Raw genomic sequence first — 25344 nt, 5'->3', positions numbered from 1 at the left:
GCATTGTGCCGAGCCGAACCCCCAACGCCGCGCAAGCATGCACAAGGGTCGGATCGGCCCGTGTTCGGTACCGCGGCGAACCGCCGGTGATGGCACGATCGACCGCCCGAGTCCGACACCCGCCTGCACCCTCGCCCTTCGGGGTCAGCCGATGGCCCACGCGACCATCCGCTTCTACGCCGACCTCGGCGAGCTCGCCGCCGCGGACCGACACGGCGAGGTCGCGGTGGCCACGCCCCCGACGCGTTCGGTCAAGGACGCCATCGAGTCCTGCGGCGTCCCCCACACGGAGGTCGACCTGGTGCTCGTGAACGGGGAGGTCGCGCCCTTCGACGCCCGGCTCCGCGCCGGCGACCGCGTCGCCGCGTACCCGCCGCTCTCGGTCCTCGACGTCGACTCACCGGTGCGACCGGCGCCGCGGGACCGTCGGCGGCTGCTGCTGGACGTGCACCTCGGACGCCTCGCCGAACGGCTCCGCCTCCTGGGCCTCGACGCCGCCTACGAGCACGGGGCCGACGACGCCGAGCTCGCCACGCGATCAGGGGCCGAGCAGCGCTGGCTCCTGACCCGCGACCGGGGGCCGCTGATGCGCGCCGAGGTGACCCACGGCTATCTGGTGCGCGCACTCGATCCGGTCGATCAGACCGTCGAGGTCGTGCGCCGGTTCGACCTCGCCGACGAGCTCGCGCCGTTCACCCGTTGCGCTCGCTGCAACGCCGAGCTCGCCGACACCACCCGGGCCGCGGTGTGGGACCGCCTGCCGCCCGCCGTCCGCACCGAGCCCCACCGATTCCGCGAGTGCCCCGGGTGCGGCGCGGTGTACTGGGACGGTTCCCACATGCCGTCACTCGAGGCGTTCGTGGCCCGCGTCCGGCAGCTCGCCACCCCCGGGTGACACGGGCATCAGGTCGCGAGGAACCGCCGAAGCGCCGCCAGCGCCTCGTGCAGCGCGGGCACCTCCACGTACTCCCCCGCCTGGTGAGCCTGGGCCGTGATCCCCGGGCCGTAGTTGAGCGCGGGCACCCCGTGTGCCGCGAACCGCGCGACGTCGGTCCACGCCTGCTTCGGCGAGACCGGCGCGTCGATCGCGGGGACGAAGCGCTCGAGCAAGGGCGCATCGGCACGTGGAGCGGCCGCCGGCGCCCGATCGACGATCACGACCTCACCTCGATCGCCGATCAGCTCGCGGACGGCGGTCTCGGCCTCCACGAGGTCCTTGTCGGGGGCGAACCGAACGTTGAGGTTCAGCGTGAACCGATCCGGCACGACGTTGCGGGCGTTCTCGGTCCATCCCTGGCTGACGGTGACCACCTCGCGGAACGCGAGCCCGTCGACCGTCACGTCGCGGGGCTCGCGGGCGCCGAGGTCGGACAGCAGCGGGCCCGCCTTGGTGAGCGCGTTCTCGCCGTGCCACGGCCGCGCCGCGTGCGCCGCCTGCCCGGACACCGTGACGTGCGCGTTCAGCACACCGAGGCAGCCGAGCTGCACCTGCCCGTCGGTGGGCTCGAGCACGACCGCCAAACCGGCCTGCTCCAACTCGGGGACGGCCTCGAGCAGCGGGCCCAGCTCGTTGCCGTCATGGGGACCCTCCTCGCCAGCGTAGGCCACGAGGCGCAGGGCGTACGGGCCCTGCCGCAGGGCGGGGTCCTCGAACGCCGCCATGGCCACGGCCAGGCCACCCTTCATGTCGCTCGCGCCGCGGCCCACGAGCCGGTCCCCCTCGCGTCGGGGCGCGCTGTCCGCGTCGGTTGGAGGCACCACGTCGAGGTGACCGACGAGAAGGACCTGCGGTCGCGTGGGATCGGCCGCACCGACCACCAGCGAGTTCCCGTGTCGCTCGACCGCCTCGTCGCGGTAGCGGGCGACGAGCCAGTCCGCGAGTTCGCCCTCGTCCCCGGTGGGGCTCGGGATCCCGAGCAGTTCGAGCGCGAGCTCCGCGAGCGGGTCGGGCGGCCCACCCTCGTCGCGTGACGTCCCCGTCATTGGATCGGGACGTCGTGCTCACGCAGGGCGTCGTTGAGGCTGACCTTGGTGTCGGTCGCCTCGTCGCGATGCCCGATGATCAGCGCGCACGGCACCCCGTACGTACCCGCGGTGAACTCCCGCAGCCGCGTGCCGGGGATCACGACCGACCACGCCGGGACGCGGCCCCGGTAGGTGATCGGCTCCGACGCGGTGACGTCGATGACCGGGATCGATGCGCTCAGGTTGACGCCCGTCCCGAGCACGGCACCCTGCTCGACGATCACGCCCTCGGTGACCACGCACCGGGAGCCGATGAAGGCCTCGTCCTCGACGATGATCGGGCGCGCGCTCGGCGGCTCGAGGACCCCGCCGATGCCCACCCCACCGGCCAGGTGCACGTTGCGCCCGATCTGCGCACACGACCCGACCGTGGCCCAGGTGTCGACCATCGTGCCGCCGGACACGTACGCGCCGATGTTCGTGTAGCTCGGCATCAGCACCGCGCCGCGCTCCACGTGCGCCCCGTGGCGCACGACCGCCGGCGGCACGACCCGCACGCCCGCCTTCTCGAAGCCCCCCTTCAACGGCACCTTGTCGTGGTACTCGAACGGGCCGACCTCGATGGTCTCCATCTCCCGCTGCCGGAACGAGAGCAGGATCGCGCGCTTCAGCCATTCGTTGACGACCCAATCCCGGCCGTCGTGCTCGGCGACGCGGAGCTCCCCGGCATCGAGGCCGTCGAGCGCCTCACCCACCGCCTTGCGCACCTTGCGCTTGTCCCACGACCCGTCCTCGAAGGCCGCGTCGATCGTTTCCTGCAGGTCCTCAGTGTCCACGTGCTCCTCCTCGTCGGGACTACCGATGTCCGGGAAGGTCCCCGGCCGCGATGGCCTGCTGCCACCGCTCGACCGCCGCATGGCATCCGGCCACGTCGGGCACGAGCGCGAGCCGCAACCAGCCCGCACCGCTGGGGCCGAACGCGCGGCCGGGGGAGGCGACGATGCGGTGACGCAACAGTGCCTCGGCGTAGGCGGTATCGTCACCCTCCGGGGCGGCGAACCAGAGATAGAAGGTCGCCTCGCTGCCGCTGACCTCGAGGCCTTGCGCGCGAAGGAACTCGAGCACCACCGCCCGCTTGGCCGCGAAGACCTCCCGTCGCTCCGCGGCGTGCGCGTCGTCGGCCCACGCGGCGGTCGCGGCATGCTGGACGAACTCCGGGCTCGCCGTCCCGATGTTCGGTCGCAGCGTGCGCTGGATGGCGATCAGCTCGGGGTCCCCCACGAGCGCGCCGGACCGATAGCCGGTCATCCCGGACCGCTTCGACAGGCTGAACGCGACGAGCAGACCCGAGAGGTCCGGGTCCCCGGGCGTGCCGGCGGCCTGCAACAGCGACGGTGGCGGTGTGCCGTGCGGCGGGTAGATGTCGGCATAGCACTCGTCGCTGGCGAGCACGATCCCCTCCGCGCGAGCCACCTCCAACTGGCTGCGGAGGTACCCCACGTCGACCGTGGCGCCGGTGGGGTTGTGGGGGTAGTTCAGCCACGCGATCGCCGTCGCCTGCCGCCGCTCCGGCGGCAGCGCCGCGAGATCGAGCCGCCACCCCGACTGCGCCCCCGGTGCGCCGCCCGGCGCACCCAACGGGACGGGGTCCGACCCCCCGCCTGCGAAGCGCATCCCCCGCTCGTACACGAGATAGCCGGGCTCGCCCCACACGACCGTGCGCCGCGAGCCCCGGGGATCGACGATCCCGAGGGGGAGATGGAAGATGGCCTCCTTGCTCCCCGCCGTCGGTAGCACGTGGCGGTCCGGATCGACGGTGACCCCGAACCGACGCCCCACCCAGCCAGCCACCGCCTCGCGGAGGGAGCGCAGGCCCGAGGCGGTCGGGTACTGACTGACCTCGGGCACCGCCGCCACGAGCGCGTCGCGGATGAACGTCGGGGTCGGCTCGATCGGGTCGCCGATCGAGAAGTCGAAGAGGGGCTGGCCGTCCGCGGCGAGCTCGGCCTTCAGGTCCTGAAAGGAGGCCAACGGGTAGCCACCGAGCTCGCGCAACACGGGGTTCATCGTCGGCGCTCCTCCCTCAATCTCGCCACGGGCAGCGCGGGCCGCCGGCCGGGGCCCGGCCCCGGCACACGTCCGAAGCCCGAGCGCGCGCCACGCGCACGGGTGATCGGGTCCCACAAGACCAGTCGGCAGGCCTCGCGGCCAAACTCGGGATCTCGGGAACCTCCGACAGGCTTCGTGCGTCCTCCAGGATGCATTAGGCTGTATCGGTCGCGGATCTCGTCGCCCACGGCTGCACGCCGGAACGTTGAACTCGTGCGGCCGCGGTCGACCGGGGGTGTGCCGGGCAGGACGGACGCTCGGCAGGCACACCCGTCCCGTTCGTCCAACCGGACGATGTCCATCGGACGCAGCCGGGCGGTCACGCGGTCGATGGGAACCCACAGGGATGATCCGGCATGCTACCGCCGAGGCAACGGGAGCAAGAACCCGACACCGACCCCTCGAGCCGCTGCGTGACGTTCCGTCACGTGACGGTCGCTCGTGGCAGGGGTCGGTGAGTACTCCTGCACCGACGGACCGGACCCGCGCGAGCCGCGGTGGGTTCACCCGGCTGGTGGGGCCAACCGTACCGATGATTGCCCCAGCGGGTACCGGGAAAAATCTGTGACTCGGGAACAGATCCCGGGTCGTGCGCGTTGGGAAGACATGTGAAGCGAAGCACAAGGCAGTTGGGAGGCACAAACATGGCGGTGCCGGACGACCTCCTCGACCTCTACTTCTCGGAGCTCGGGAAGGTCCGCCTGCTCACGGCCGACGACGAGATCCGTCTCGCGAAGACGATCGAGGCCGGCCGTGAGGCCCAGGAGAAGCTGGATGCGGGTCAGACCGAGAACCGCATGCAGCTGCGCCGTCAGGTCCGCGAGGGGCAGGAAGCGTTCGACCACTTCGTGGCGGCGAACCTGCGTCTGGTCGTGAGCGTGGCCGCGCAGTTCTCGAAGCGGTCGACGCTGGACCTCGGCGAGCTGATCCAGGAGGGCAACCTCGGCCTGCTCCGCGCGGTCGAGAAGTTCGACTGGCGCCGCGGCTACAAGTTCTCGACGTACGCGACGTGGTGGATCCGCCAGGCGATCCAGCGCGGGGTCGCCGGCAGCGAGCGCACGATCCGCCTGCCGGTCGCGCTGCACGACGCGCTCGTGAAGGTGCGTGCCGCGGCCGCGCGGATCGAGTCCGAGACGGGACGCGAGCCGACCGTGGAGGAACTGGCGCACGCGACGAAGCTGTCGGAGGCCAAGGTCCAGCGCGCCCTCGAGGGGGACCACGCGATGACCTCGCTCGACCGCCCGGTCGGCTTCGACGCCGACGCGAGCGACCTGGGCGAGTTCGTCGCCATCGCCGAGGACTCGCCGGACGACGAGGTCGTCGAGCGGACCTTTATGGAGGGGCTCTTCGACCTCGCGCGCGACCATCTCGACGAGCGCAGCTGGTACGTCCTGCAGCGGCGGTACGGGCTCGACGGGATGCAGTCGATGACGCTCGACTCGCTCGGCCGCGAGCTCGGGTTGTCCCGCGAGTCGGTCCGCAAGATCGAGAACCAGGCGCTTGCGAAGTTGCAGGCCGAGCTCGGGGTCGGTGCCGCGGCGTAGCCATCACGTCACGCGGCGGCGCGCCCGCGCACCACGGCAGTCCGCCGGTGCGCGTGAGCGGCACCCGCGCGGCCCGAGACCGAGACGCCCCCGGGGATCCCACCTCGGGGGCGTCGTCTGTTCCGGGGGCGTCATCTGTTCCAGGGGTGTCTGTTCCGGGGGCGTGGTTGTTCCGGGGGCGTGGTTGTTCCGGGGGCGTGGTTGTTCCGGACGTGAGCGTGCGGCAATCGCACACCTCCGGTTGCGCCGGATCGTCCTCTCCACTCCAGCGCAACATCTTGCACCGATTCGACTTCGCCATTCCGACGCAAGCGTGCAGCCGGCGACGACGGTTCGTCGCACCCGACTGGCATGCTTCGCCGCATGACCAGTTCGGCGACCACGCCCGCGCCACGAAACACAGCCCCGACCGCACCCGCCGCGGCCGTCGGCAACACAACCCCGACCGCACCCGCCGCGGCCGGCGGCAACACAACCCCGACCGCACCCGCCGCGGCCGGCGGCAACACAGCTGCTGCAGCACGCAAACCCCACGACGAGCGGCCCCGCGAGCTCGCGCGCACCACCGTGTCCGGCGTACACGACCTCCAGGGCGTCAAGTGCGACTCGGCGCGCTTCGGCGCCGTCGCGCGTCGTCACCCGTCGGGGGTCGTGCGCCGCGCCGAGCCGGCCACCACGGGCGCACTGCTGCTCGAAGCCGCTCCGACGGACGGGCGGACCGAGCTCCGGGTCGTGGGCTCGCCCGCCACGCCGAGCCACGAGGTCGAAGCCGCGCTCGAGGCCGGACTCGCCTGGATCGGGGTCAGGGACGATCCGACCCCGCTCGGGGACCTGGCGGCACACGACCGGCGCCTCGCCAAGCTCTACGCCGTGACGGGCCCCGTCCGCCTCGGTCGCCTGCCACGCCTGGGTGAGGCGTTCGGACGGGCGGTCATCGCCCAGCTCGTGCAGAGCGCCGAGGCGCACCGCTCGATCGCCCAGCTCGTCCGCCGCGCCGGCGAGGACGCGCCCGGCGGGCTCACCGCCTGGCCGCGCCGCGAGACCGTCGGCGCGATCCCGAGCTGGGAGCTGCGACGCTGCGGCATCTCCGGGCGTGGTGCCCGGGCACTGCACGCCGGCGCCGTCGACGGGCCGCACCTGGAGCGAGCGGAGCAAGCCGGCTGGGACGGCCTGGACGCCCGCCTGCGCGCGCTCCCCGGCGTCGGCGTGTGGACCAGCGCGGTCGCCCGCCGCGCGCGCGGCGACCCCGACGCGGTCGCCGTCGGCGACTACAACCTCCCGGCCCTCATCGCGTGGGTGCTCGGCGACGGGGCCGCCGACGCGGACGACGCCACGATGCTGGAGCTGTTGGCGCCCTTCGCCGGCCAGCGGGGCCGCGTCATCCGGCTCGTCGAGCGGGCGGTCGGCGCACGCGCCGTATCCGGCCCGCCGCGGCGCGCACCCCGCGCGCCGCTGTCGGCCCACCGCTACTGGTGAGCCCCGCCTCGTCCGCCAGGGCCTGCGCCATACGGCGAAATATCAGCGCATGGAACGGCAACATCGCATACCAGTACAGGCGGCCGAGCAGGCTGCGTGGGGCGAAGAGTGCACGCTGACGCAGGCGCGTCCCCCCGCCGTGTTCGGGCAGGAGGCGGAATTCCAGCCAGGCGTGTCCGGGGACCCACATCTCCGCGCGCAGCCTGAGCAGTCCGACGTCCCCCGGCGCCACCGGGGCTCGCATCTCCTCGACGCGCCAGAAGTCGACCGCATCCCCGACGCGCAGCCTGTCCGGGTCGCGGCGTCCGCGACGCAGTCCCACGCCCCCGATCAACTGGTCGGCGAACCCTCGCAGGCTCCACGCCCACTGGTGCACCGGCCATCCCCGGTCACCACCGATGCGGGCAACGGTCGAGAACACCTCGGGTGACGCCGCCGCCGCGACCGCCTCCTGCACGTCGGACAGCAGCGTCCCACCCGCCCACACCGGGTCCTCCGGCTGGGGTTCGGCCGGGCTCGCATCGCCCGCCGCCAGTGCGTCTCGCCGGCGGCCGGGTCCGGTGGGCAACTCCGACTCACGCCACGGCAACTCCGCCTCACGCCACGAGGTCTCCACCTCGCGGTCGCGCACCCGGCGCAGGACGTGCCGCAGCGCCTGCTCGTACGAGACGGGCGGATCCGGAACCCACCGGGTCGAATCGGTCGCCGGATCGTCGCGAACCACGACCTCCTGCGACAGGCTCTCGACGAGCGGCCTGGCCACACCGGTGGGCACCGGCGACACCAGGCCGATCCAGTAGCTCGACAGCTTCGGGGTGAGGACCGGCACCGTGAGGATCAGGCGCCGGGGCAGCCCGGCGACACGCGCGTAGCCCTGCAGCATCTCCGCGTAGGTGAGGACGTCGGGCCCTCCGATGTCGTGGACGCGATCCTCGTCGGAGGAGTCGTCCAGCGCCGCGACGAGGTAACCCAGGACGTCGCGGATCGCGATCGGCTGGCATCGCGTGTGCACCCACTTCGGCGCGACCATGACCGGCAGCTTCTCGGTGAGGTGGCGGAGCATCTCGAACGACGCGCTGCCGGACCCGATGATCACCGCCGCCCGAAGGACCGTGGTCGGGACCTCGCTCGCGACCAGGAGCTCCCCCACCTCGGCGCGACTACGCAGGTGCGTGCTGGTCCGATCGTCGATCTCGCCCAGCCCGCCGAGATAGACGATGCGCCGCACCCCGGCCGCGCTCGCGCAGGCGGCGACCGTCCCGGCGATCCGCCGATCGGTCTCGGCGAACGCGGCCGCACCGCCCATGGAATGCACGAGGTAGTACACGACGTCGATGTCGTCGAACGCTCCCCGGAGCGTCTCGGGGCGCAGGAGATCGCCCTCGTGGAGGGCGACGTCCGCCGCCCACGAAACCCCGGTGAGCTTCGCGGGCCGGCGCGCCACGACACGGACGTCGTGCCCCACGGCCAGCAGTCGAGGGACGAGCCGGCCGCCGACGTAGCCGGTGGCGCCGAGGACGAGCACGCGAGCCATCGGGACGACGATACCCGCGGACCTGCGGGTGCCCTCGGAGACACCCCGCGGCCCACTTCCGGCCGATGCGCGTGAACGACCCTCGAGTGGTTACCCTTTCCGACGAGATGTGGGACCACTACGGGTTGCTCGGCGTGTCCTCGCGGGCCACCCATGCCGAGATCAGGGCCGCGTACCTGCGCCTCGTTCGCGAGCACCATCCCGACCACCGCCCGGATGACCCCGCGAGCGAGGACAAGGTGCGCGCCGCGAACGCGGCCTGGGAGGTGCTCGGCGACGAGGATCGCCGAGCCGCCTACGACCGCCTCCACGCCGCCCGGGCCGAGCGGAGCCAGAAGCCCGGCACGCACGCGGGGCCCCGGCCCACCCACGCCCGTGCGGTCTCCACCGCCTACTCGGCGGAGCGTGAGCGCTTCCAGCGGCAGTTCAGCCGGACGATCTTCAACTACACGCTCGCGGCCTTCATCGTCGGCACGGTGATCCTGCTCGTGACCGCCTGAGCCACCCTCTTCAGGGACCGCCCGGCTCAAGCCAGCCTTCAGGGACCGCCTGAGCCAGCCTTCAGGGACCGCCCGGCTCGAGCTCTGCCTCGAGCGCCTCGGCCGCCTCGACGAACGCCGCCGTCCACGCGTTCTCCTCGGCGTGCGGCGCCATGACCTCATCGGAGATGCGCTCGCGCAACTCCCCGGGCACCTCGCGAGCGTTGCGCGCCTCGACCCCGACCGCGCGCCGCCCGCCGTTCGGCCCGACCTCGAAGTCGCCCGGCCGGGCGACCGCCACCACCACCAGGTCCACGTCCCACTCCTCCAGCAGGAGCCTGCCGCTGCGCTGCGCCTCCCCCTGGTTGGCCTGCTCGGACTCGAACGCGAGCGCGACGCCGTCCCACCCGGCCTCGTCGAGCCGCGCGAACGCCTCGCCCACCGCATCGCCGTCGAGCACACCGGCCGGGTCGACGACCCGCGCGTCGCCCTCGCGCTCCGACACGGCAAGGTCCGGGTCGGGCTCGTTGCCGCTGAACAACACGGCCACGAACGCGACAACGACGGCCACCACGAGGAGCCAGCGGGTCACGCCGGCTCCTGGGTGCCGTCGAGCGCGGCGCGCAGACGTCCGACGGGCCCCTCGAGGTTGTGGTCCTCCGCCAGTCGGTCGAGCGCGCGATCGTCGCGCTCACCGCGGTCGATGCGCAGCGGCACGTCGGTGCGCACCGGCACGACGCGCTGCATCGCCTCGAAATACTCGCCCGCCCCGGCGATCCGCTGGGCGAGCTTGGGCGACAACGCCCGTGCGTCCGCCTGCAGCGCGGCGAGGTCGGGGTACCGGGCGACGAGGTCGCGCGCCGTCTTCTCCCCCACCCCGGACACACCCGGCAACCCGTCGGACGGATCGCCACGCAAGATGGCGTAGTCGACGTAGCGCTGCGGGGGCACGCCGTAGCGCTCACCGACCGCGGATTCATCGAACTCCGCGAGCTCGGACACCCCCTTGACCGTGTAGAGCACGCGCACCGCGGGATCCCCGTCACGCACGAGTTGCAGCAGGTCGCGGTCGCCGGTCACGATCTCGAGCACGTCCCCGGCCTCGGCCGACGCCGCGAGGACGCCGATCGCGTCGTCGGCCTCCCAGTCCGGGGCGGCGACCTGCACCTGGCCGAACCGCGCGAGCACGTCGGTCAGCAGGGGGAACTGGGCGGGCAGCTCCTCGGGATCGTCGGCGCGCTGCGCCTTGTAGCCCGGCCAGGCCGCCGCCCGCTCGGCCGGTCGCCAGTCGTCGTCGCGGCAGTGCAGCACCTCGTCGGGTGCGCGCGCGTCCACGAGGCGCGCGACCATGTCGAGATAACCGCGGACGGCGTTGACCGCCATCCGTCCGTCGGTGATCGACGTCGGCAGGGCGAAGAACGCCCGGTACACGAGGCTCGAGGTGTCGAGCAGCAGGCGGTGGGTCATACGTCTGGCAACCTGGTCGCTGGGCCGTGACCCCGTCGGGGCACGGATCGGATGACAGGATACGGCGCGCCGGCCGAAACGGTGCGCCCGGGAGGAGGCACAGGTGAGCGACGCGATCGTGTGGATGACCGGGGCCTCGGCGGGGATCGGCGCGGCCATGGCCGCGAGAATCCCCTTCCCCGCGCGCGTGATCGACATCTCCCGCTCGGGCGGCACGCCGGGAACCGAGCATCTGCCGGCCGACCTCGCGGACCCGGCGAGCTGGGACACCGTCGGCACGCGCATGCTCGAGGTGCTCGAGGACTCCGAGGCGGATCGGGTCGCCTTCGTGCAGTGCGCCGGCCTGCTCGAGCCGATCGGCTTCGCGGGCGAGGTGGACCACCATGCCTACGCCCAGAACGTCGTGGTCAACGCGGCCGCGCCCCAGGTGCTCGGACACCGGTTCCTCGCCGCCCTGCGCGAGAGCGGCTTCCGCGGTCGCGCCGACCTGGCGATCCTCACCAGCGGCGCGGCACAGAAGCCGTATCCGGGCTGGTCGAGCTATTCGGCCGGCAAGGCGGCCGTCAACGCGTGGGTGATCGCGGCCGGTCAGGAGCAGGAGCAGCGCGGGGGGCGTTGCACCGTTCGGGCGATCGGGCCCGGGGTCGTCGCGACCGCGATGCAGGAGAAGATCCGCCGAGCCAGCGAGGACGAGTTCCCCGCCGTCGACAAGTTCCAGGCGCTCTACGACGAGGGCAAGCTGAGCGACCCGAACGACGCCGCGGACCAGGTGTGGCGCCTCATCGAGGACCCCGGATTCGGCAACGGGGCGGTGCTCGACGTGCGGGACCTCTCGTGACCACGCCGCCGTTCCCCGCTCCGGCGGCCACGATGGAGGCGCGGGTCCGCGCCAGCCTGCCGACGGACGCGGGGTGGGCGTACGAGCCGAAGTGGGACGGCTTCCGGGCGCTGGCGTGGGCCGGTCGCATCGACGACGTCCCCAGCGATCCGGGCGCCGAGCGCGCGCACGCGGGCACGGCCGACGGCGCCGCCCGGCTCGACAGCCGCAGCCAGCGGCCGCTGCGCCGCTACTTCCCCGAGTTGGACGCCGGCCTGGCGCAACTGCCCCCCGGCACGGTGGTCGACGGCGAGGTGATCGTCACCATCGGGGGCGGGCTCGACTTCGACGCGCTGCAGGCCCGGCTGCATCCGGCCGCCTCCCGCGTCGCGCGGCTCGCGGCCGAGACGCCCGCCGCCCTCGTGGCCTTCGACCTGCTCGCTGACCGGGGCGCGGACGTGCGCGAGGAGCCCTTCGCCGCGCGACGCGAGCGCCTCGAGGAGCTCGCCGCGACACTGACCGCTCCCTGGCACCTCACGCCCTCGACCCGCGATCCCCAGGTCGCACGGGAGTGGTTCGAGCGCTTCGAGTCGGCCGGCTGCGACGGCATCGTCGCCAAGCGCCTCGACGACGCCTACCACAGCGGCGTTCGAGCGATGACCAAGGTCAAGCACCGCCGCCACGTCGCGTGCGTGGTCGGGGGCTACCGCGAGCACAAGGAGGGCGGCCGCATCGGCTCGCTGCTGCTCGGCCTGCGCACCGACGGCGGCGACCTGCACTTCATCGGCCACTGCTCCGGCTTCCCCGACGGCGAGCGGGCGCGCCTGCTCACCGAGCTCGAACCGCTGATCGACCGCGAGGCGGGCTTCGGCGCCGACGCGCGGCAGCCCGGCCAGGAGAGCCGTTGGACCGGCGACCGCGATCTCTCGTTCGTGCCGCTGCGGCCAGAGCGGGTCGCCGAGGTGAGCTACGACCAACTCACCGGCGATCGGTTCCGCCACGCGACGCGCTTCGAGCGGTGGCGCCCGGATCTCGACCCCGCGTCCTGCACCCTCGCCCAACTGGAACGTCCCGAGGGGCCCACGGTGGAGGAGATCCTGGGCCTCGATCCCGGCAGGATCACCCGGGCCTGAGTGGACCGGTCACGCGGGGCCGTCGTTCTTCCAGGACCACGCACCCCCGCCGGGTCCGTCGCGTGGCGCGTGGCGCGCGGCGTCCATCCGCTCGCGCGCACCCTCCGCGCGTCCCCGTCGGGCGAGGCCGCCGAGGGCGCCAAGGATGAGCATCGCCGCGAGCAGCAGCGCCAGCAGGGTGACGGCCACGGGGCCGAGCAGGCGTGTCATGAGCACTGCCTGGCCGACCAGGAACACCGGGAGCGCAGCGAGCCCGAGCGCGACGAACACGACGAAGACCACGCGCGTCGCCGTCGGCCGGCCGGCGGAGCCGGGCCGCACGTCCCCCAGCGCCGCCCGAAGCCCGCGCGCCACGTCGTCGCGCCACACGCCGCTCACCTCTCCCCCGCGGTCACCGGGCATCGCGTCTCCCGGACACCGTAGCCCGCCGAGCGGCGCGACCGACGGCTTCTCGCCCACCGGGGCCGGTCAGCCCTCGCCACCATCGACGACCCGCAGGCCGACTCCGGCCGCCAGCGACGGTGCGAGGTCCACCAACTGTGCCGAGTCGACGATGGCCCCGCGGAGCGCGTCCACCCCGCGCAGATCGATGAGTCGGGAACCGCGCAGGTCCGTGGTCTCGTGGGTGCTGTGGGAGAACTCGACCTCCCCCAGCTCGCAGCCGGCGAACGCCGTCCGGCGGAGGTCACATCCCTGGAACGTGGCCTGCCGCAGGTCGCAGTCAACGAACTCGACGCGACGCAAGCGGGCGAACCGGAACGAAGCGAGCGTCAGCTTGCAGTCGACGAAGCGCACATCGGTGAGGAATGCGCCAGCGCAGTCGACGCCGAGCAGCTTCGTACGCTCGATCTCGACGCGCAACAGCGTCCCGTGATCGAGGTCGGCGTTGGTGGCATCGCTCGACGTCAGTCGCACATCGGTGAGCCGGGCGGAAGGAAGTCGCGCTGCGGTGAGGTCGACGTCCTCGAACGCCACCGCATCGATCTCGACGTGCGCGGCCTCGACCCCGCGCCAGTCGGCGCGATCGAACCGCACTTGCTCGTAGCGCCCCTCGTCCACCGGGACCGCACCGTGCCCCGCGGGCTCCAGCGCCGTCAGCGTTGGCGGTCGGACGGCCGTCCCCCTGCGCTGGGCCATCCTGCCGTCCCCCCGAACACCGTCGTGTCGGACCGGTCGCCGCCGCGCCCTGCCCGGTCCCGGTCGCCGTCCGGGGGGATCTCTGCGCGACGGGCTGAACGGTATCGTGCCGAGCATGCGCGAGCGACGGATGACCGCCAGCGAGCGCCGGACCCAGCTCGTTGGCGTTGCGAAACAGGTCTTCGCCGAGCTCGGCTATGACGGTGCGAGCATCGAGGAGATCGCGGCGCGGGCCAAGGTGTCCAAGCCCGTGATCTACGAGCACTTCGGCGGCAAGGAGGGCATCTACGCGGTCGTGGTCGACCGGGAGTCGGCCGCGCTGCTGCAGATGATCACGTCCCGCCTCGGCCCCGACGTGGGCGCTCGCCAGCAGATCCACGAGAGCGCGATGGCCTTCCTCGACTACATCGAGGCCGATCCCGCCGGCTTCCGCGTCCTCACCCGCGACACGCCGTCGGGCTCGTCGGGCGTGGCCGGCGGGAGCATGGCGGGCCTGCTGTCCGACGTCGCCGCCAAGGCCGAGGGGATCCTCGCCGGGTTCTTCGCCGAGGCGGAGATCGATACCTCCGTGTCGCCGCTCTACGCGCACGCCCTGGTCGGGATGATCGTGCACGTCGGGGCCTGGTGGTCCGAGGTGCGGGAACCGAGCAAGGAAGAGGTCGCCGGGCATCTCACCGCTCTGTCCTATCTCGGCCTCGCCAGGCTGCCGAAGGAGCCGCACCGACTGGGGCGCTGAACGGGCCGACCGCGCAGTTCGGTTCAAGAGTCCTCCCGGTTCCGGGCCGGGCGACCCGCCAGTCACGAGCGGGGCGGGTCGATGCTGGAGCCGTGTTCGCCACGAGCACGCGAGACCGCGGCGCGGGCCACGGCAACGCGCCCGCCGATCGCGACCGAGTCCACCGAGGAGCACACCGATGCCCGACACCCCCCGCCGATCCCGCATCTGGTTCCGGCGCACCGCGACGATGATCGGAGCGCTGGCCGCCGTCGCCTTGCTGGCGGGTTGCACCGGCGACGAGGAGGCTGCGCCCCACGACGAGGGCGCGGGGGAGGATGAGCCCCTCGTCATGCTGCGCACCGCGACGTGCGAGTGCTGCGGTGCGCACGGTGAGCACCTCGAGGCGGCCGGTCACGAGGTTCGCGAGCGCATCGTCGACGATCCCAACCTCGAGGCCGGCGTGCCCAACGGGTTGGGCTCCTGCCACGTGACGCTGGCCGGGGACCACGCCGTCGTCGGCCACATCCCGGCCGAGGTGTTCGCGGAACTCGCGGAGGAGGATCCTGCGGTCGACGGGATCGCGCTGCCCGGCATGCCGGCCGGCTCGCCGGGCATGCCGGGGACCCAGGAGGAGCCCTGGGAGTTCCGAGCCTTCTCCGACGGCCGGCCCGGCGAGGTCTTCGCGGTCGGCTAGGCTCGCTGGGCGATCGACCGGGTCGGGGCGGTGCTAGCGTCGGGCGCCGGACCGACCGCCACGACGCAACCACGCCGACGACAAGGGGGCCCTCGTGAGCACGCTGATCCTCGTCCGCCACGGCGAGTCGGAGTGGAACGCGGAGAACCGGTTCACGGGCTGGGTCGACGTGGCGCTCTCGGACAAGGGTCGCCGCGAGGCCCGGGAAGGCGGCGAACGCCTGGCTGCTGAGGATCACCGTGTCGAACGCGCCTACACGTCGACGTTGCAGCGCGCCATCGAGACGGGGCAGCTCGTCCTCGAGGCGCTCGGGCAGGACGAGTTGCACCAGATCCAGGCGTGGGAGCTGAACGAGCGCTTCTACGGAGCCCTGACCGGGCGCAACAAGGCGCAGACCGCCGAGGAGTTCGGCGAGGAGCAGGTCCACATCTGGCGCCGCAGCTACGACACGCCGCCGCCCGGCGGGGAGAGCCTCAAGGACACCACCGCCCGGACGCTGCCCTACTTCGATCGTGAGATCGTCCCGGCGACGCGCGAGGTCGACTGCGTGCTCGTCTCGGCCCACGGCAACTCGCTGCGGGCGATCGTGAAGGAACTCGACGACATCTCGGACGAGAACATCACCGGGCTCGAGATCCCGACCGGCGTTCCACTCGTCTACGAGATGCAGGACGGCCGACCGGTCAACCAGCGCATCCTCCACGCGTGAGCCGGGCGGCGGAGCCGACCGGTCGGAGCCTGCCATGATCTCCCCGGGACACACCTACCGGTGCGGGCACTGCGGGCAGCTGCTGCCATTCGACGGGGACGGGCGCGTGCCCGAGGCGTGCCTGCGACGCTGCCAGGGCGGATGCGACTGGTCCCACGTGGGACCGACCGAGCCGGAGGTACGCAGACTGGCCGAGCACGAGGGACCTCCCGGACCCGACGGGTTGCCCCGCACGGGATAGCCCGCACACCCGAAGCTCGCGAGCACGGAGCCCAGACGGATGCCGACCGTTCGAGCCGTCGCCACTCGCCCCCTCGAGTCCGGAGCGGACCTGCTCGTCGTGCCGGTGTTCAAGGGAGGCATCGAGGGGCCGGGCGCGGTGGAGACCTTGTCGGCGCTCGGGCTGGACCGCGTCCCGGTCACCGCGGGCTTCCGCGGCGACGTCGGCCAGACGCTCGAACTCGCCGGCGCCGGCGCCGCCATCGGGACGGTGCTGCTCGTTGGCCTCGGGAGGATGGACACGACCGACGCCGAGCAGTTGCGGCGGGCCTCCGCGCTCTCCGCCGGCGCGGCCGTGCGTCTCGGGGCGTCCCGACGGACGGCGGTGGCGACGACGCTCGCGCAGGTCCATCCCGCGGCGCCCTCGGTGGCGGCGGTCGCCGAGGGCTTCCTGCTGGGCGCGCACCGGGAGGAACGCTTCCGTTCCGACGGTCGCTCGCCGCCGGCCTCGCTCGACATCCTCGTCCCCTCCTCGCTGCTGCCCACCGCGGCAGCTGCCACGGAGCGCGCGACACGCGCGGCGGAAGCCACCGTCGACGCCCGCCGTCTCGTCGATCTCCCCCCGGACCGCGGCCGCCCGTTCGAGCTCGCCGGCGCGATCGCGGAACTCGCCTCGTCGAGCTGCACCGTCGAGATCCACGGGCAGCAGTGGCTCGCACGGCACGGTTGTGGAGGGATGCTCGGCGTCGCGCGGGGTTCTCGCGCCGGACCGCGTCTGGTGGAGCTGCGCTACGTGCCTTCGGATCCGCTGGGTCGCGTGACCCTCACCGGCAAGGGCCTCACCTTCGACTCCGGCGGCCTCTCCCTGAAGACGCCTGAGCAGATGCGGGGCATGAAGGCCGACATGGCGGGCGCGGCCTCGATCGCCGCTGCCTGCGCGGCACTGCGCGACGCAGGGGCCCGGGTCGAGGTCCGAGCGCTCCTCGGCCTGGTCGAGAACATGCCGGGAGGCAGCGCACTCTGCCCGGGCGACGTCGTGCGAATCACCGACGGCACGACCGTCGAGGTGCGCGACACCGATGCCGCGGGGCCACTGGTGCTGGCGGACCTGCTCGCGCTGGGCGCCCGCCAGCAGACCGACGCGCTCGTGGACGTCGCGACGCTGACGAGCTCCGCGGTCACGGCCCTCGGGCGCTACGCGGGCGCGCTCCTGGGCGACGACGAGCCCGCGGACGCGCTCACCCACGCCGCTCGCAACGCCGGCGAGGACGTGTGGCGACTACCGCTCTGGGGGGATCTGGAACACCGGCTCGACAGCGAGGTCGCCGACTGCAACAACAGCGGCGACGGTGCGGGCGCGGGTGCCATCACCGCGGCGCTGTTCCTGCGACGCTTCGTCGGCGGCACGCCGTGGGCACACCTCGACATCACCGGACCGGCCTTCCTGGACCGCGACACCGCGCGCGGCTATCTGCCGGCGGGAGCCACGGGCTTCGGCACCAGGACGTTGCTGTCCTGGCTCTCGGGCCAGCCACACTGAGAGGGCCGCGCAGACCCGGCAGGATCCGCGCGGCCCTCCTCGCGCCGTGAGTGCTCCGGGTCGCGAGCGCTACTGGTCGAGATCCTCGAGGTCCTCCATGTCCTCCATGTCCTCGAGGTCCTCAAGGTCCTCGGGATCCATGTCCTCGAGGTCCTCAAGGTCACCCATGCCGGGCTGTTCCTGCTCGGGCATCGCGTCCTCGGGGGGCTGGATGAGCGGTGCGCCCATCTGCATCCCCGACGGGTCCCACACCCCGTACTCCTCATCGACCTCGACATCGGCCGTCTGGATGCGCTCGACGATCCACTCGTCCATGGCGATGTCGTCGCCGGTCAGCTCCTGACCGCCCTGCTGCTCGCCGAACTCCTCGGCCTGCTCCTCCTGCTCCTCGGTCGCCTCGCCCTCGAAGTCCCGGCGCAGCGCCTCGAACATCGCCTGACGCTCGAGGTTCATCTCGCGGCGCTCCTCGCTCAGCTGACCCTCCTCGAGGGCTTGATCGAGCTGTTCGCCGGCGGCGTCCTCGGCGTCCTCGCGGTCCTCGTCCGTCACGTCGACGTCACGCTCATCGGCGGCCTGCACGATCAGCTCGCCGAGCACGAGCTCGGTGAGCAGCTCGGTGCGCACGAGGGTCTCGACGTCCGCGTCCTCCCCCAGCTGCTCCTCGAACTGCTCGATGTCCGACTCCTCGTCGAACAGCGCGTCGACCTCGTCGTCGGTGATGTCCATGCCCTCGACGATGGCGGCGGTCCCCTCCTCGAGGGAGGTCGGCTCCGGCGGCTCGGCACCCTCGAGGTCCTCGGCTCCGTCGTCCTCCATGCCCTCGGCAGCGTCGTCCTCGTCCTCGTCGTCGCCCTCGGGCTCTTCGACGTCCTCCTCTTCCGCCTCGTCCGGGGTCTCGTCGGGTTCGGCGTCGTCGCAGGCAGCCACGAGGAGCAGCAGCCCGGCGAGGACGGTCAGCAGGATGCGGGTGAGCATGGGGGCGTTCCTTCGGATCGGCATACGACCACCGTAGCTTCGCGTGAATCCGGCGCCCTGCGGCACGGACCCTCCCTACCGGATGGCCGCTCGCCTGACCGGACGAGGTCGAGCACTGTGCAGGGGGGTCGGATCGTGAGCTGCACCCGTCGCATCCGGCCGCGGAGCATGCGCCACGCTGCCCGGACCCGGACCGCCACCTCGCGGTCCGGAATCCGGGACGGCCACTCGGGGTGTGCTGCGGAGACGCCGCGGCCGCGAGGGCTCGCGCTAGCCGCTCTGCACCTCGGGCGGGCTCGGCACGGCTGGATCCTCGTACGCGTGCTCCCGGGGGAGATCGGCGACCTCGCCCTCCGTCTCCTGGGCCAGCGGCTCGACGGCGATGGCGAAGACACCCTGGCCCGAGCGCAACAGGTCGACGATCCGCGCATCGTCGTCGGCCGCGTACACGGTGGTCCCGTCGCTCATGAGCGTGACGTTGCGCAGATCGAGCCCGCGATCGCGGACGAACTCCAGGGCCGACCGGATGCGCTGCAGGCTCACGCCCGTATCGAGCAGTCGTTTGATGACCTTCAGCTGCACGATGTCCTCGAAGGAGTACAGCCGCTGCGTCCCCGAGCCGTCGGCGCCGCGGACTGACGCCGAGACGAGACCGGTGGTGGTCCAATAGTCGAGCTGACGGTAGGAGATCCCCACGATCTCGCACACGTGAGGTCCCCGATACCCCGCCGGCCCGCCGAGACCGGGCAGGGGGATGTCACGCAGATACCGGTTCGGACGCTCGCCGCTCATCGCGCTCCCGGGATCGGTGCAGCCCGCCTGACCGCGGACTCCACGGATGGAATTCCCTTTCCGCCAGACAGTATCGGGCCGGCGTCGGGGGTACAAGAGGGCCGCCGCACGCGGCTGGCACCCGGGGCGGGACGCGCACCCGCCCGGCCGGTGGCCGCAGTGCCCCCTGGAACGCGCCGGTCTTGAACGCGCCGGCCTAGGAGTTGAAGTCCTCGGGACTCACCTGGTCGAGGAACTCCTTGAATCGCTCGACCTCGTCCTCCTCGTCGTCCTCGATCTCGATCCCGGCATCGTCGAGAACGTCCTGCTCACCGTAGATGGGGACGGAGTCGCGCACGGCCAGCGCGATGGCATCGGAGGGCCGCGACGAGACGACGACGGACTCCTCGCCGTGGGTCATGTGGATCTCGGCGTAGAAGGTCCCTTCACGCAGCTCGGTCACGACGATGCGGTCGACGGTGACGTCAAGCGCCGCGAGCAGGTCGCGCATGAGGTCGTGCGTCATCGGCCGCTCGGTCTCCACGCCCTGTAGCGCGAACGCGATGGACGTGGCCTCGACCGGGCCGATCCAGATGGGAAGAAAGCGGGTGCCGGTCGTCTCCTTGAGGAGCACGATCGGCTGGTTGTGCGGGAGCTCGACGCGCACTCCCACGAGCTCCAGCTCGATCACGATGGCGCTCCTTCCTCGGATTGCGCCGGTGCAGGCGAGTCTATGCCCGGGCCCGGTCCCACTCAATCAGGCGCGCCCGGAAACCAGGGGCGCCCGGAAACGACCAGGGGGTGCACCGGCCGACCGAACGGCGGCTCACCGCGGACTTCCTCCAGCCCGGCTCGGGAGAGGTCGCGCAGCGCGTCCTGCAGACCGGCCCCGATCGCGGCCGACCCTTCGTGGGTCGGCCGCGGCACCTCCTCGGCGGTGGCGAGCTCCACCGAGCCGGCCGGGACCCCGTCGACGCGCAGCTCGGCGGTCCCCGCCTCGGTCCCGGCCGGCGTCCCCGCGGGGAGCGTGGCTGGCGGATCCGCGACGAGTTCGACCTCACCGTCCGCGGGCACGGCGTACTCGACCGGTCGGGCCACCTCCAGAGGGGTGGTTCCGCCGCTCGTCCGCCACGACGCGACCTCCCCCTCGATCCGTTCGCTCGCCCAGCGCTCGAACCCGTGCCGGAGGAGCTCGGCGCTGTCGGCGAAGTGGTCGTCGCTGTCGAGCACCACCGCGTACAGACGACGATCCTCACGTTCCGCCGCCGCCACCAGCGTCAGACCCGCACGGCTCGTGAAGCCGGTCTTCACGCCGGTGGCGCCGTCGAAGGTGTCGAGCAACTCGTTGCGGTTGTCGATGCGCGGGAGGCCGTCGGGCTCGGCCTCGGACATACCGACGATCTCGGCGAACTCCTCGTGACCCATCGCCTCCTCGGCCAGACGGACGAGGTCCGCGGGGCTCGCGACGTGATCCGGATCGTTCGTGAGCCCCGAAGGGTCCACGAAGCCCGTCTCGTCGAGTCCGAGCTCGTCGGCACGCTCGTTCATGGCCGCCACGAACGCGTCGACGTCACCGGAAACGTGCTCGGCGATGGCCACGGCCGCATCGTTCGCACTCTCGAGCAAGAGCGCGACGAGCAGGCTGCGCATCGGCAGCGCCTCGCCCTCGGTCAGGCCGACCCGCGCGACCCCCGGCAGCTGTCCCGCCTGGACCGCGGCCGCGCTGATCTCCACCTCGTCATCGACCGTGCCCCCCTCGAGCACGAGCAGTGCCGTCATGATCTTGGTCGTGGAGGCCATGGGGCGCGGCACCTCGGCCTCGACATCGACCAGTACCGCGTCGGCGGCCGGGTCCCAGAGCAGCGCGCCGGCCGCGGACACCTGGGGACCCGCGACATCACCAGCTCGGCCGCCGGGAACGACGCCGTCGATCCCCTCGTCTCCGTTCTCCTCGCCACGGAGTCCGTCGGCGGCGGTCGGCTGGGCGGTGGCCTCCCCCCGGGCCCCGGCCACCAGCTCCGCGGTGCTCTGCGCGCCCGCCACCAGGAGGACAGCGGACGTCAACACCGCGAGCGCAGCGCTCCTGCTCCCCCGTCCCCCTCCCCGACCGCGAGTGGCGAAGAGACGGACGGCCGTCACGGGCGCTCGGGGGACCCGTGGACTCGGTTCCGCAGCGCCCGGGAGAGCAGCGCCGACTTCAACGAGCCGGTCAGCTGCGACAGCTGCTCGAGTTGGCGAGTCGCCTGGCGGCGTGCCTCCGGGTTGCGTTGCCGCAGCAGGGGTGTCACCAACTGCTCGAACAATGCCTGCTCCCGCTCCACGAACTGCCGGTACATCCGCAGGTGGCGCGGCTCGAGCCCCAGACGCAGCAACTCCTTGGCCGCGCGTGCGGCGACGACGTCCTCGCCGTCGAACCAGCCGTCGTCGCCGGTGCCGAGTACGCCGAACTCGCGCAGTGCCTTCACCTCCCCGGGCTCGAGCCCGCTGGCCTCGCAGAGCTCCCGCACGCCCATCGGGGCCGGGGTGGGCTGCTCGTCGAGCCCACCGGAGGGCACCGCGCCAGCATCGGCACCGGCCGTCGCGCCCCCCACCCCGTCGGAGGGGACCGACCCCACGAGGGCTTGGGGCCCGCTCGACTGCGGCATCGGATAGCCCGATCCCCCCTCGGCGGCCTCCTGCCCGGGGACCTCGCCGGCGTCCAGCCGGTCGAGCTGCTCGCGGATCACCTTGAGCGGGAGGTAGTGGTCCCGTTGGGCGGTGAGGATGAAGCGCAGGCGGTCCACGTCGTCATCGATGAACTTGCGATAACCCGAGTCGGTGCGATCGGGGTAGATGAGCCCCTCGCTCTCGAGAAAGCGGATCTTCGAGATCGTGATGTCCTCGAAGTCCTCCTTGAGCTGGTTGAGGACCTCACCGATGGTGTAGCCATCCGCCACACGCCACCCCTTCAGCCGACGGGTTCCGCGACGTAGACCCTCAGCTTGAACTTGCCGACCTGCACCTCGTCGCCGGTGTCGAGCAGATGCTCCTCGGTTCGCTGACCGTTCACGTACGTGCCGTTGAGGCTCCCCGCGTCCACGACGCGGAACCCCTCATCCTCGCGCCGGAACTCCGCATGACGTCGACTGACCGTGATGTCGTCGAAGAAGATGTCACTGTCGGGATGACGACCCACCGTGACGACGTCCCGGTCGAGCAGGAACCGCGCTCCCTCGTTGGGTCCGCGCACCACTGCGAGCAACGCGGTACGCGGATCCAGCTCCGCCACGACGGCCGGCTCGTCGGGCCCCATGTTGGCGTCGGCCTCGGCGAAGGCCTCCTCGAGACGCATCGACCCGGTCGTCGCGTCGGACGTCGCGGCCAGCGGGCGACCGCAGTTCGCGCAGAAGTTCGCCGGTGCCGGGTTGTGGTGGCCGCAGTGCGTGCAGTACATCCGTCGCCAGCTCCCCCTTGACCCGGGCGCTGCACGCGGCGGGCGCTGCGCGCCTCGGCAGCGTACACCCGGCGCGACGCCAGCGGTGCGAGAGCGAATCCTAACAGTGCCGCCGCGCCCGCGGACCCCCCGCGGGCGCCTTCGGACCGATCGATCCGCTCAGCTGTCGGCGATGAGCTGCGCGTACGCTCCCGCATCCATGAATGCGTCGAGCTGACTGGTGTCGTCAGCGTCGATGACCACCAACCAGCCGTCCCCGTACGGATCGCTGTTCACGATCTCGGGGTTCTGCTCGAGCGCGGCGTTGCGGTCCGCGATCGCCCCGGACACGGGCGCGTAGAGGTCCGAGACGCTCTTCGTGGACTCGATCTCACCGAAGGCCTTGCCCGCCTCGACGCGGGTCCCCGGCTCCGGCAGATCGACGTAGACGACGTCCCCGAGCGCGTCCTGAGCATAGTCGGTGACCCCGACCACCACGCGCCCACCATCGGCGAGCGCCCACTCGTGTTCCTCGCTGTACTTGCGATCATCCGGATCCACCGCGACCTCCTCGTCGACACTCTCGGGCGAGGCCCCGTCTGCGCGGGGCGGGCGGGCCGCAGGCTAGCGCGACCGACGGCGAAGTTGCGCATCGGATCCGTTCGCCACACCCGGAGGCCCTCCCGGGACCGACCCGTCGTCCCGCCGCGAGGGCGGTTCGGCCTACTCCGGGTCGTGATCCCCTGACGAGCGGTCCCCGCGCAGGGCAAGCGCCGCGCGGGCGTATTGCACCCCCGCCACGTAGTACAAAGCGAGCCCCGTGATGGTCGCCACCCACGCGACGCCGCGCACGGCCGTCACGTCGAGCGCAGCGGCCAGCAGGAACATCGGGAGCCCCAACAGCAACAAGGCCGTCGCGGCCTTGCCCAGGCGGCTGACGGGTATCGCGGGCACGGCGGCCCCGAACAGGAGGAAACCGCCCGTGACCACCAGTACGTCCCGGGCGAGGACCAGGATCGTGAGAACCCACGGGACGAGCCCCGCGACGGCCAACACCACGACGGTCGTGACGACCAACAGCCGGTCCACGAGCGGGTCGATCACGATCCCGAGACGCGAGACCTGGTCGAAGCGGCGCGCGACGTAGCCGTCGAGCCAGTCGGTCGCGGCGATCGCGACGAGCAGCCCGAACGCCCAGCCGAAGGCCTCGGGTCCGAGCACCAGCCACGCGAACACGGGCAGGCCCACGAGCCGGACCGCGGTGATCCCGTTCGGCACCGTCGCGATGCGTCCGGTGACCCGGGACTCGCCGTCTGCGCCCGCATCGAACAGCCGCACCCCAGCCTCCTTGCCTCCCCGGACTCCCTCCCGGTCTCCGGGAGAACGGCCGGTGTCAGGGCGAACGGATCTCGCTCGGCCCCGCGGAGGCTAGTCCTACCCTCGCCCTGCGGCGCCTTGCGAGGGCTAGAGCCTCGTGATCACGTCAAACGTGGTCGTTTCGGCTCGCGCCAGGTAAACGTCCTGGACGAGATGGTCGTCCTGAAGGTGGACCGTACCGCGGGGGCCGTCGTACCCGATGGGCTGCCTGGCGGCGCGGAACATCGCCCCCACCTCCAGCGACCTGCTCCGAGTCGCGAGAGCCGCGAGCAACTGCACGGCCTCGAAACACGACTCACCCATGCTGTTCAAGACGGGCGCGTCCGGGCCGAACCGCTCGCTGTAGCGGCCCACCAGCTCAAGCGCACCCGGCGTGGCCAGGCCCTCAAAGAACCCGGCCGCGGAGTACAAGCCCCGAGTGGCCTGCGGCCCGCTCGCGAGGAGCATGTTCTCGTCCATCAACGGGCTCAGCCGCACCATTCGCTCGTCGAGGCCCGCGGCGGCGAACTCCCGGTTGAAGTGCACCGCGTCCTGCCCGACGAGCAGCTGCAGGACACCCTGCGCATCGCTCTGCTGCAAGCCGTGAACCACGGAGGAGAAGTCGCCGGTCCCCAGCGGCACGAAGACCTCGTCGGTGATGCGTAGGTCGAGCTCGCGGGCGTGGCCGCGCACGGCGGCAGCGCTCCCGTGCGGCCACAGGTAGTCGTCCCCAACCAGCGCCCACCGGCGCACGCCGAGCTGCGTAGCGAGCCAGGCCAGGGCGGGCCGGATCTGACGGCTGGGGGTCTCGCCAGTGATGAAGACGCCCGGGGTGTGCTCGCCGCCCTCGTACAGTGCGCTGTAGACGTAGGGAACCCGTGCTTGGATCCGGGAGACGACCGCGCGCCGCACATGCGAGAGGTGCCAGCCGGCCACCGCGTCGACGCGCCCGGCGTCGGTCTCCGCGGTCACGCGCTCGGCAACCTGTGACGGACTCCCGGCACCGTCGATGGGCCGGATGCGGACCTCCCGACCGAGCAGGCCCTCCGTCTCGTTGAGTGTCTCCGCGGCCAACACCGCGCTCATGTAACACGAGAGCCCGAAGATCCCCGCCGGTCCGCGCATCGGCACGACCAAGCCGATCTCGATGGTCCCCGCCTCGCGAGGACTGTCGGGGGCGAGGCACACCTCCGAGGAGCGCACCACACCGGATCGGTACACTGTCTCCGACATGGAAGCGCCTCCACTGGGTCCGCCACGTAAGCGTGCCCCACGCCGACACGTCCCGT

28 protein-coding genes are annotated in these 25344 nt (G+C 72.3%); 11 read left to right on the top strand and 17 right to left on the bottom strand.

The features are described 5' to 3' along the window. The first annotated feature begins 151 nt into the window (after positions 1–151). A complete protein-coding gene (locus tag ER308_RS20030) occupies positions 152–895 on the top strand; it encodes a Mut7-C RNAse domain-containing protein (RefSeq protein ID WP_131156620.1) in 744 nt (247 codons plus the stop codon). Positions 896–903: 8 nt separating this feature from the next. Here ER308_RS20030 and dapE read toward each other — a convergent pair whose 3' ends face one another. The 3 genes from dapE to ER308_RS20015 are packed head-to-tail and all read right to left on the bottom strand — an operon-like array spanning position 904 to position 4032. Further along, positions 904–1983: a succinyl-diaminopimelate desuccinylase gene (dapE, locus tag ER308_RS20025; RefSeq protein WP_131156619.1), complete on the bottom strand. Its 1080-nt coding sequence runs from the start codon at positions 1981–1983 to the stop codon at positions 904–906. Continuing rightward, positions 1980–2801: a 2,3,4,5-tetrahydropyridine-2,6-dicarboxylate N-succinyltransferase gene (locus ER308_RS20020; protein WP_205745763.1), complete on the bottom strand. Its 822-nt coding sequence runs from the start codon at positions 2799–2801 to the stop codon at positions 1980–1982. Before ER308_RS20020 ends, dapE begins: the two co-directional genes overlap by 4 nt. 19 nt (positions 2802–2820) lie before the next feature. Next, positions 2821–4032 carry an aminotransferase class I/II-fold pyridoxal phosphate-dependent enzyme gene (locus ER308_RS20015; protein WP_131156617.1) on the bottom strand — a complete coding sequence of 404 codons (1212 nt, stop codon included), beginning with the start codon at positions 4030–4032 and terminating at the stop codon, positions 2821–2823. A 686-nt stretch (positions 4033–4718) separates the two neighbouring features. On the opposite strand from ER308_RS20015, the gene ER308_RS20010 reads away from it, so the two are divergent. Both ER308_RS20010 and ER308_RS20000 read left to right on the top strand, forming a co-directional pair. Beyond that, positions 4719–5618: a sigma-70 family RNA polymerase sigma factor gene (locus ER308_RS20010; RefSeq protein WP_131156616.1), complete on the top strand. Its 900-nt coding sequence runs from the start codon at positions 4719–4721 to the stop codon at positions 5616–5618. 567 nt (positions 5619–6185) lie between these two features. After that, on the top strand, positions 6186–7094 hold the full coding sequence (locus ER308_RS20000) for a DNA-3-methyladenine glycosylase family protein (RefSeq protein ID WP_205745762.1): 909 nt from the start codon (positions 6186–6188) through the stop codon (positions 7092–7094). Here the strand turns inward: ER308_RS20000 and ER308_RS19995 are convergent. Then, positions 6997–8628, bottom strand: a complete 1632-nt coding sequence (locus ER308_RS19995) for an SDR family oxidoreductase (RefSeq protein ID WP_131156613.1) — start codon at positions 8626–8628, stop codon at positions 6997–6999. The genes ER308_RS20000 and ER308_RS19995 overlap by 98 nt on opposite strands. Before the next feature lie 107 nt (positions 8629–8735). On the opposite strand from ER308_RS19995, the gene ER308_RS19990 reads away from it, so the two are divergent. Then, the gene (locus ER308_RS19990) at positions 8736–9128 is read left to right on the top strand and encodes a J domain-containing protein (RefSeq protein ID WP_131156612.1); all 393 of its coding nucleotides are present in this window, start codon (positions 8736–8738) and stop codon (positions 9126–9128) included. Positions 9129–9189: 61 nt separating this feature from the next. On the opposite strand, the gene ER308_RS19985 is transcribed toward ER308_RS19990, so the two are convergent. Both ER308_RS19985 and ER308_RS19980 read right to left on the bottom strand, forming a co-directional pair. Then, complete coding sequence (locus tag ER308_RS19985; protein ID WP_131156611.1) at positions 9190–9699, bottom strand: hypothetical protein; 510 nt, start codon at positions 9697–9699, stop codon at positions 9190–9192. Further along, a complete protein-coding gene (locus tag ER308_RS19980) occupies positions 9696–10574 on the bottom strand; it encodes a 5'-3' exonuclease (protein ID WP_131156610.1) in 879 nt (292 codons plus the stop codon). Before ER308_RS19980 ends, ER308_RS19985 begins: the two co-directional genes overlap by 4 nt. A 103-nt stretch (positions 10575–10677) precedes the next feature. On the opposite strand from ER308_RS19980, the gene ER308_RS19975 reads away from it, so the two are divergent. Continuing rightward, on the top strand, positions 10678–11412 hold the full coding sequence (locus ER308_RS19975; protein WP_131156609.1) for an SDR family NAD(P)-dependent oxidoreductase: 735 nt from the start codon (positions 10678–10680) through the stop codon (positions 11410–11412). Further along, positions 11409–12524 carry an ATP-dependent DNA ligase gene (locus tag ER308_RS19970; protein WP_205745761.1) on the top strand — a complete coding sequence of 372 codons (1116 nt, stop codon included), beginning with the start codon at positions 11409–11411 and terminating at the stop codon, positions 12522–12524. The genes ER308_RS19975 and ER308_RS19970 overlap by 4 nt, the downstream gene beginning before the upstream one ends. A 9-nt stretch (positions 12525–12533) precedes the next feature. On the opposite strand, the gene ER308_RS19965 is transcribed toward ER308_RS19970, so the two are convergent. Together ER308_RS19965 and ER308_RS19960 are read right to left on the bottom strand one after the other, a co-directional pair. Beyond that, positions 12534–12926: a hypothetical protein gene (locus ER308_RS19965; RefSeq protein WP_131156608.1), complete on the bottom strand. Its 393-nt coding sequence runs from the start codon at positions 12924–12926 to the stop codon at positions 12534–12536. A gap of 66 nt (positions 12927–12992) precedes the next feature. Next, entirely contained in the window at positions 12993–13661 is a 669-nt protein-coding gene (locus ER308_RS19960) for a pentapeptide repeat-containing protein (protein WP_165492275.1), read from the bottom strand. Between the two features lie 115 nt (positions 13662–13776). Here ER308_RS19960 and ER308_RS19955 point away from each other — a divergent pair, with 115 nt between their 5' ends. From ER308_RS19955 to ER308_RS19935, 5 genes are all read left to right on the top strand, one after another. Next, entirely contained in the window at positions 13777–14397 is a 621-nt protein-coding gene (locus ER308_RS19955; RefSeq protein WP_205745760.1) for a TetR/AcrR family transcriptional regulator, read from the top strand. A gap of 178 nt (positions 14398–14575) precedes the next feature. Then, complete coding sequence (locus tag ER308_RS19950; RefSeq protein WP_131156606.1) at positions 14576–15073, top strand: DUF411 domain-containing protein; 498 nt, start codon at positions 14576–14578, stop codon at positions 15071–15073. 94 nt (positions 15074–15167) lie between these two features. Beyond that, entirely contained in the window at positions 15168–15782 is a 615-nt protein-coding gene (locus ER308_RS19945) for a 2,3-bisphosphoglycerate-dependent phosphoglycerate mutase (RefSeq protein WP_131156605.1), read from the top strand. A gap of 34 nt (positions 15783–15816) precedes the next feature. Next, positions 15817–16023: a hypothetical protein gene (locus tag ER308_RS19940; protein WP_131156604.1), complete on the top strand. Its 207-nt coding sequence runs from the start codon at positions 15817–15819 to the stop codon at positions 16021–16023. 39 nt (positions 16024–16062) lie between these two features. Beyond that, the gene (locus ER308_RS19935) at positions 16063–17541 is read left to right on the top strand and encodes a leucyl aminopeptidase family protein (RefSeq protein ID WP_131156603.1); all 1479 of its coding nucleotides are present in this window, start codon (positions 16063–16065) and stop codon (positions 17539–17541) included. A gap of 69 nt (positions 17542–17610) precedes the next feature. Here ER308_RS19935 and ER308_RS19930 read toward each other — a convergent pair whose 3' ends face one another. The 9 genes from ER308_RS19930 to ER308_RS19890 form a co-directional block, all read right to left on the bottom strand. Beyond that, the gene (locus tag ER308_RS19930; RefSeq protein ID WP_131156602.1) at positions 17611–18516 is read right to left on the bottom strand and encodes a SurA N-terminal domain-containing protein; all 906 of its coding nucleotides are present in this window, start codon (positions 18514–18516) and stop codon (positions 17611–17613) included. A 270-nt stretch (positions 18517–18786) separates the two neighbouring features. Then, positions 18787–19308 (bottom strand): MerR family transcriptional regulator, encoded by a 522-nt coding sequence (locus tag ER308_RS19925; protein ID WP_131156601.1) that lies wholly within the window; start codon positions 19306–19308, stop codon positions 18787–18789. A gap of 196 nt (positions 19309–19504) precedes the next feature. Next, a complete protein-coding gene (locus ER308_RS19920) occupies positions 19505–19978 on the bottom strand; it encodes a bifunctional nuclease family protein (protein WP_131156600.1) in 474 nt (157 codons plus the stop codon). Between the two features lie 62 nt (positions 19979–20040). Continuing rightward, on the bottom strand, positions 20041–21354 hold the full coding sequence (locus ER308_RS19915) for a D-alanyl-D-alanine carboxypeptidase family protein (protein WP_165492274.1): 1314 nt from the start codon (positions 21352–21354) through the stop codon (positions 20041–20043). A 68-nt stretch (positions 21355–21422) separates the two neighbouring features. Beyond that, on the bottom strand, positions 21423–22223 hold the full coding sequence (gene ftsR, locus ER308_RS19910) for a transcriptional regulator FtsR (protein ID WP_205745759.1): 801 nt from the start codon (positions 22221–22223) through the stop codon (positions 21423–21425). A gap of 11 nt (positions 22224–22234) precedes the next feature. Then, on the bottom strand, positions 22235–22720 hold the full coding sequence (locus ER308_RS22890) for an FHA domain-containing protein (protein ID WP_131156597.1): 486 nt from the start codon (positions 22718–22720) through the stop codon (positions 22235–22237). 159 nt (positions 22721–22879) lie between these two features. Further along, positions 22880–23260: a glycine cleavage system protein GcvH gene (gene gcvH, locus ER308_RS19900; RefSeq protein WP_131156596.1), complete on the bottom strand. Its 381-nt coding sequence runs from the start codon at positions 23258–23260 to the stop codon at positions 22880–22882. Between the two features lie 162 nt (positions 23261–23422). Continuing rightward, the gene (locus ER308_RS19895) at positions 23423–24037 is read right to left on the bottom strand and encodes a CDP-alcohol phosphatidyltransferase family protein (protein WP_131156595.1); all 615 of its coding nucleotides are present in this window, start codon (positions 24035–24037) and stop codon (positions 23423–23425) included. Between the two features lie 126 nt (positions 24038–24163). Beyond that, on the bottom strand, positions 24164–25288 hold the full coding sequence (locus ER308_RS19890) for a substrate-binding domain-containing protein (protein ID WP_131156594.1): 1125 nt from the start codon (positions 25286–25288) through the stop codon (positions 24164–24166). Positions 25289–25344 lie beyond the last annotated feature (56 nt).

It is taken from the genome of Egibacter rhizosphaerae (assembly GCF_004322855.1).
Lineage (GTDB): Bacteria > Actinomycetota > Nitriliruptoria > Euzebyales > Egibacteraceae > Egibacter > Egibacter rhizosphaerae.
The sequence above is the reverse complement of the archived record's forward strand: the minus strand, read 5'-3'. Positions and strand labels throughout refer to the sequence as shown.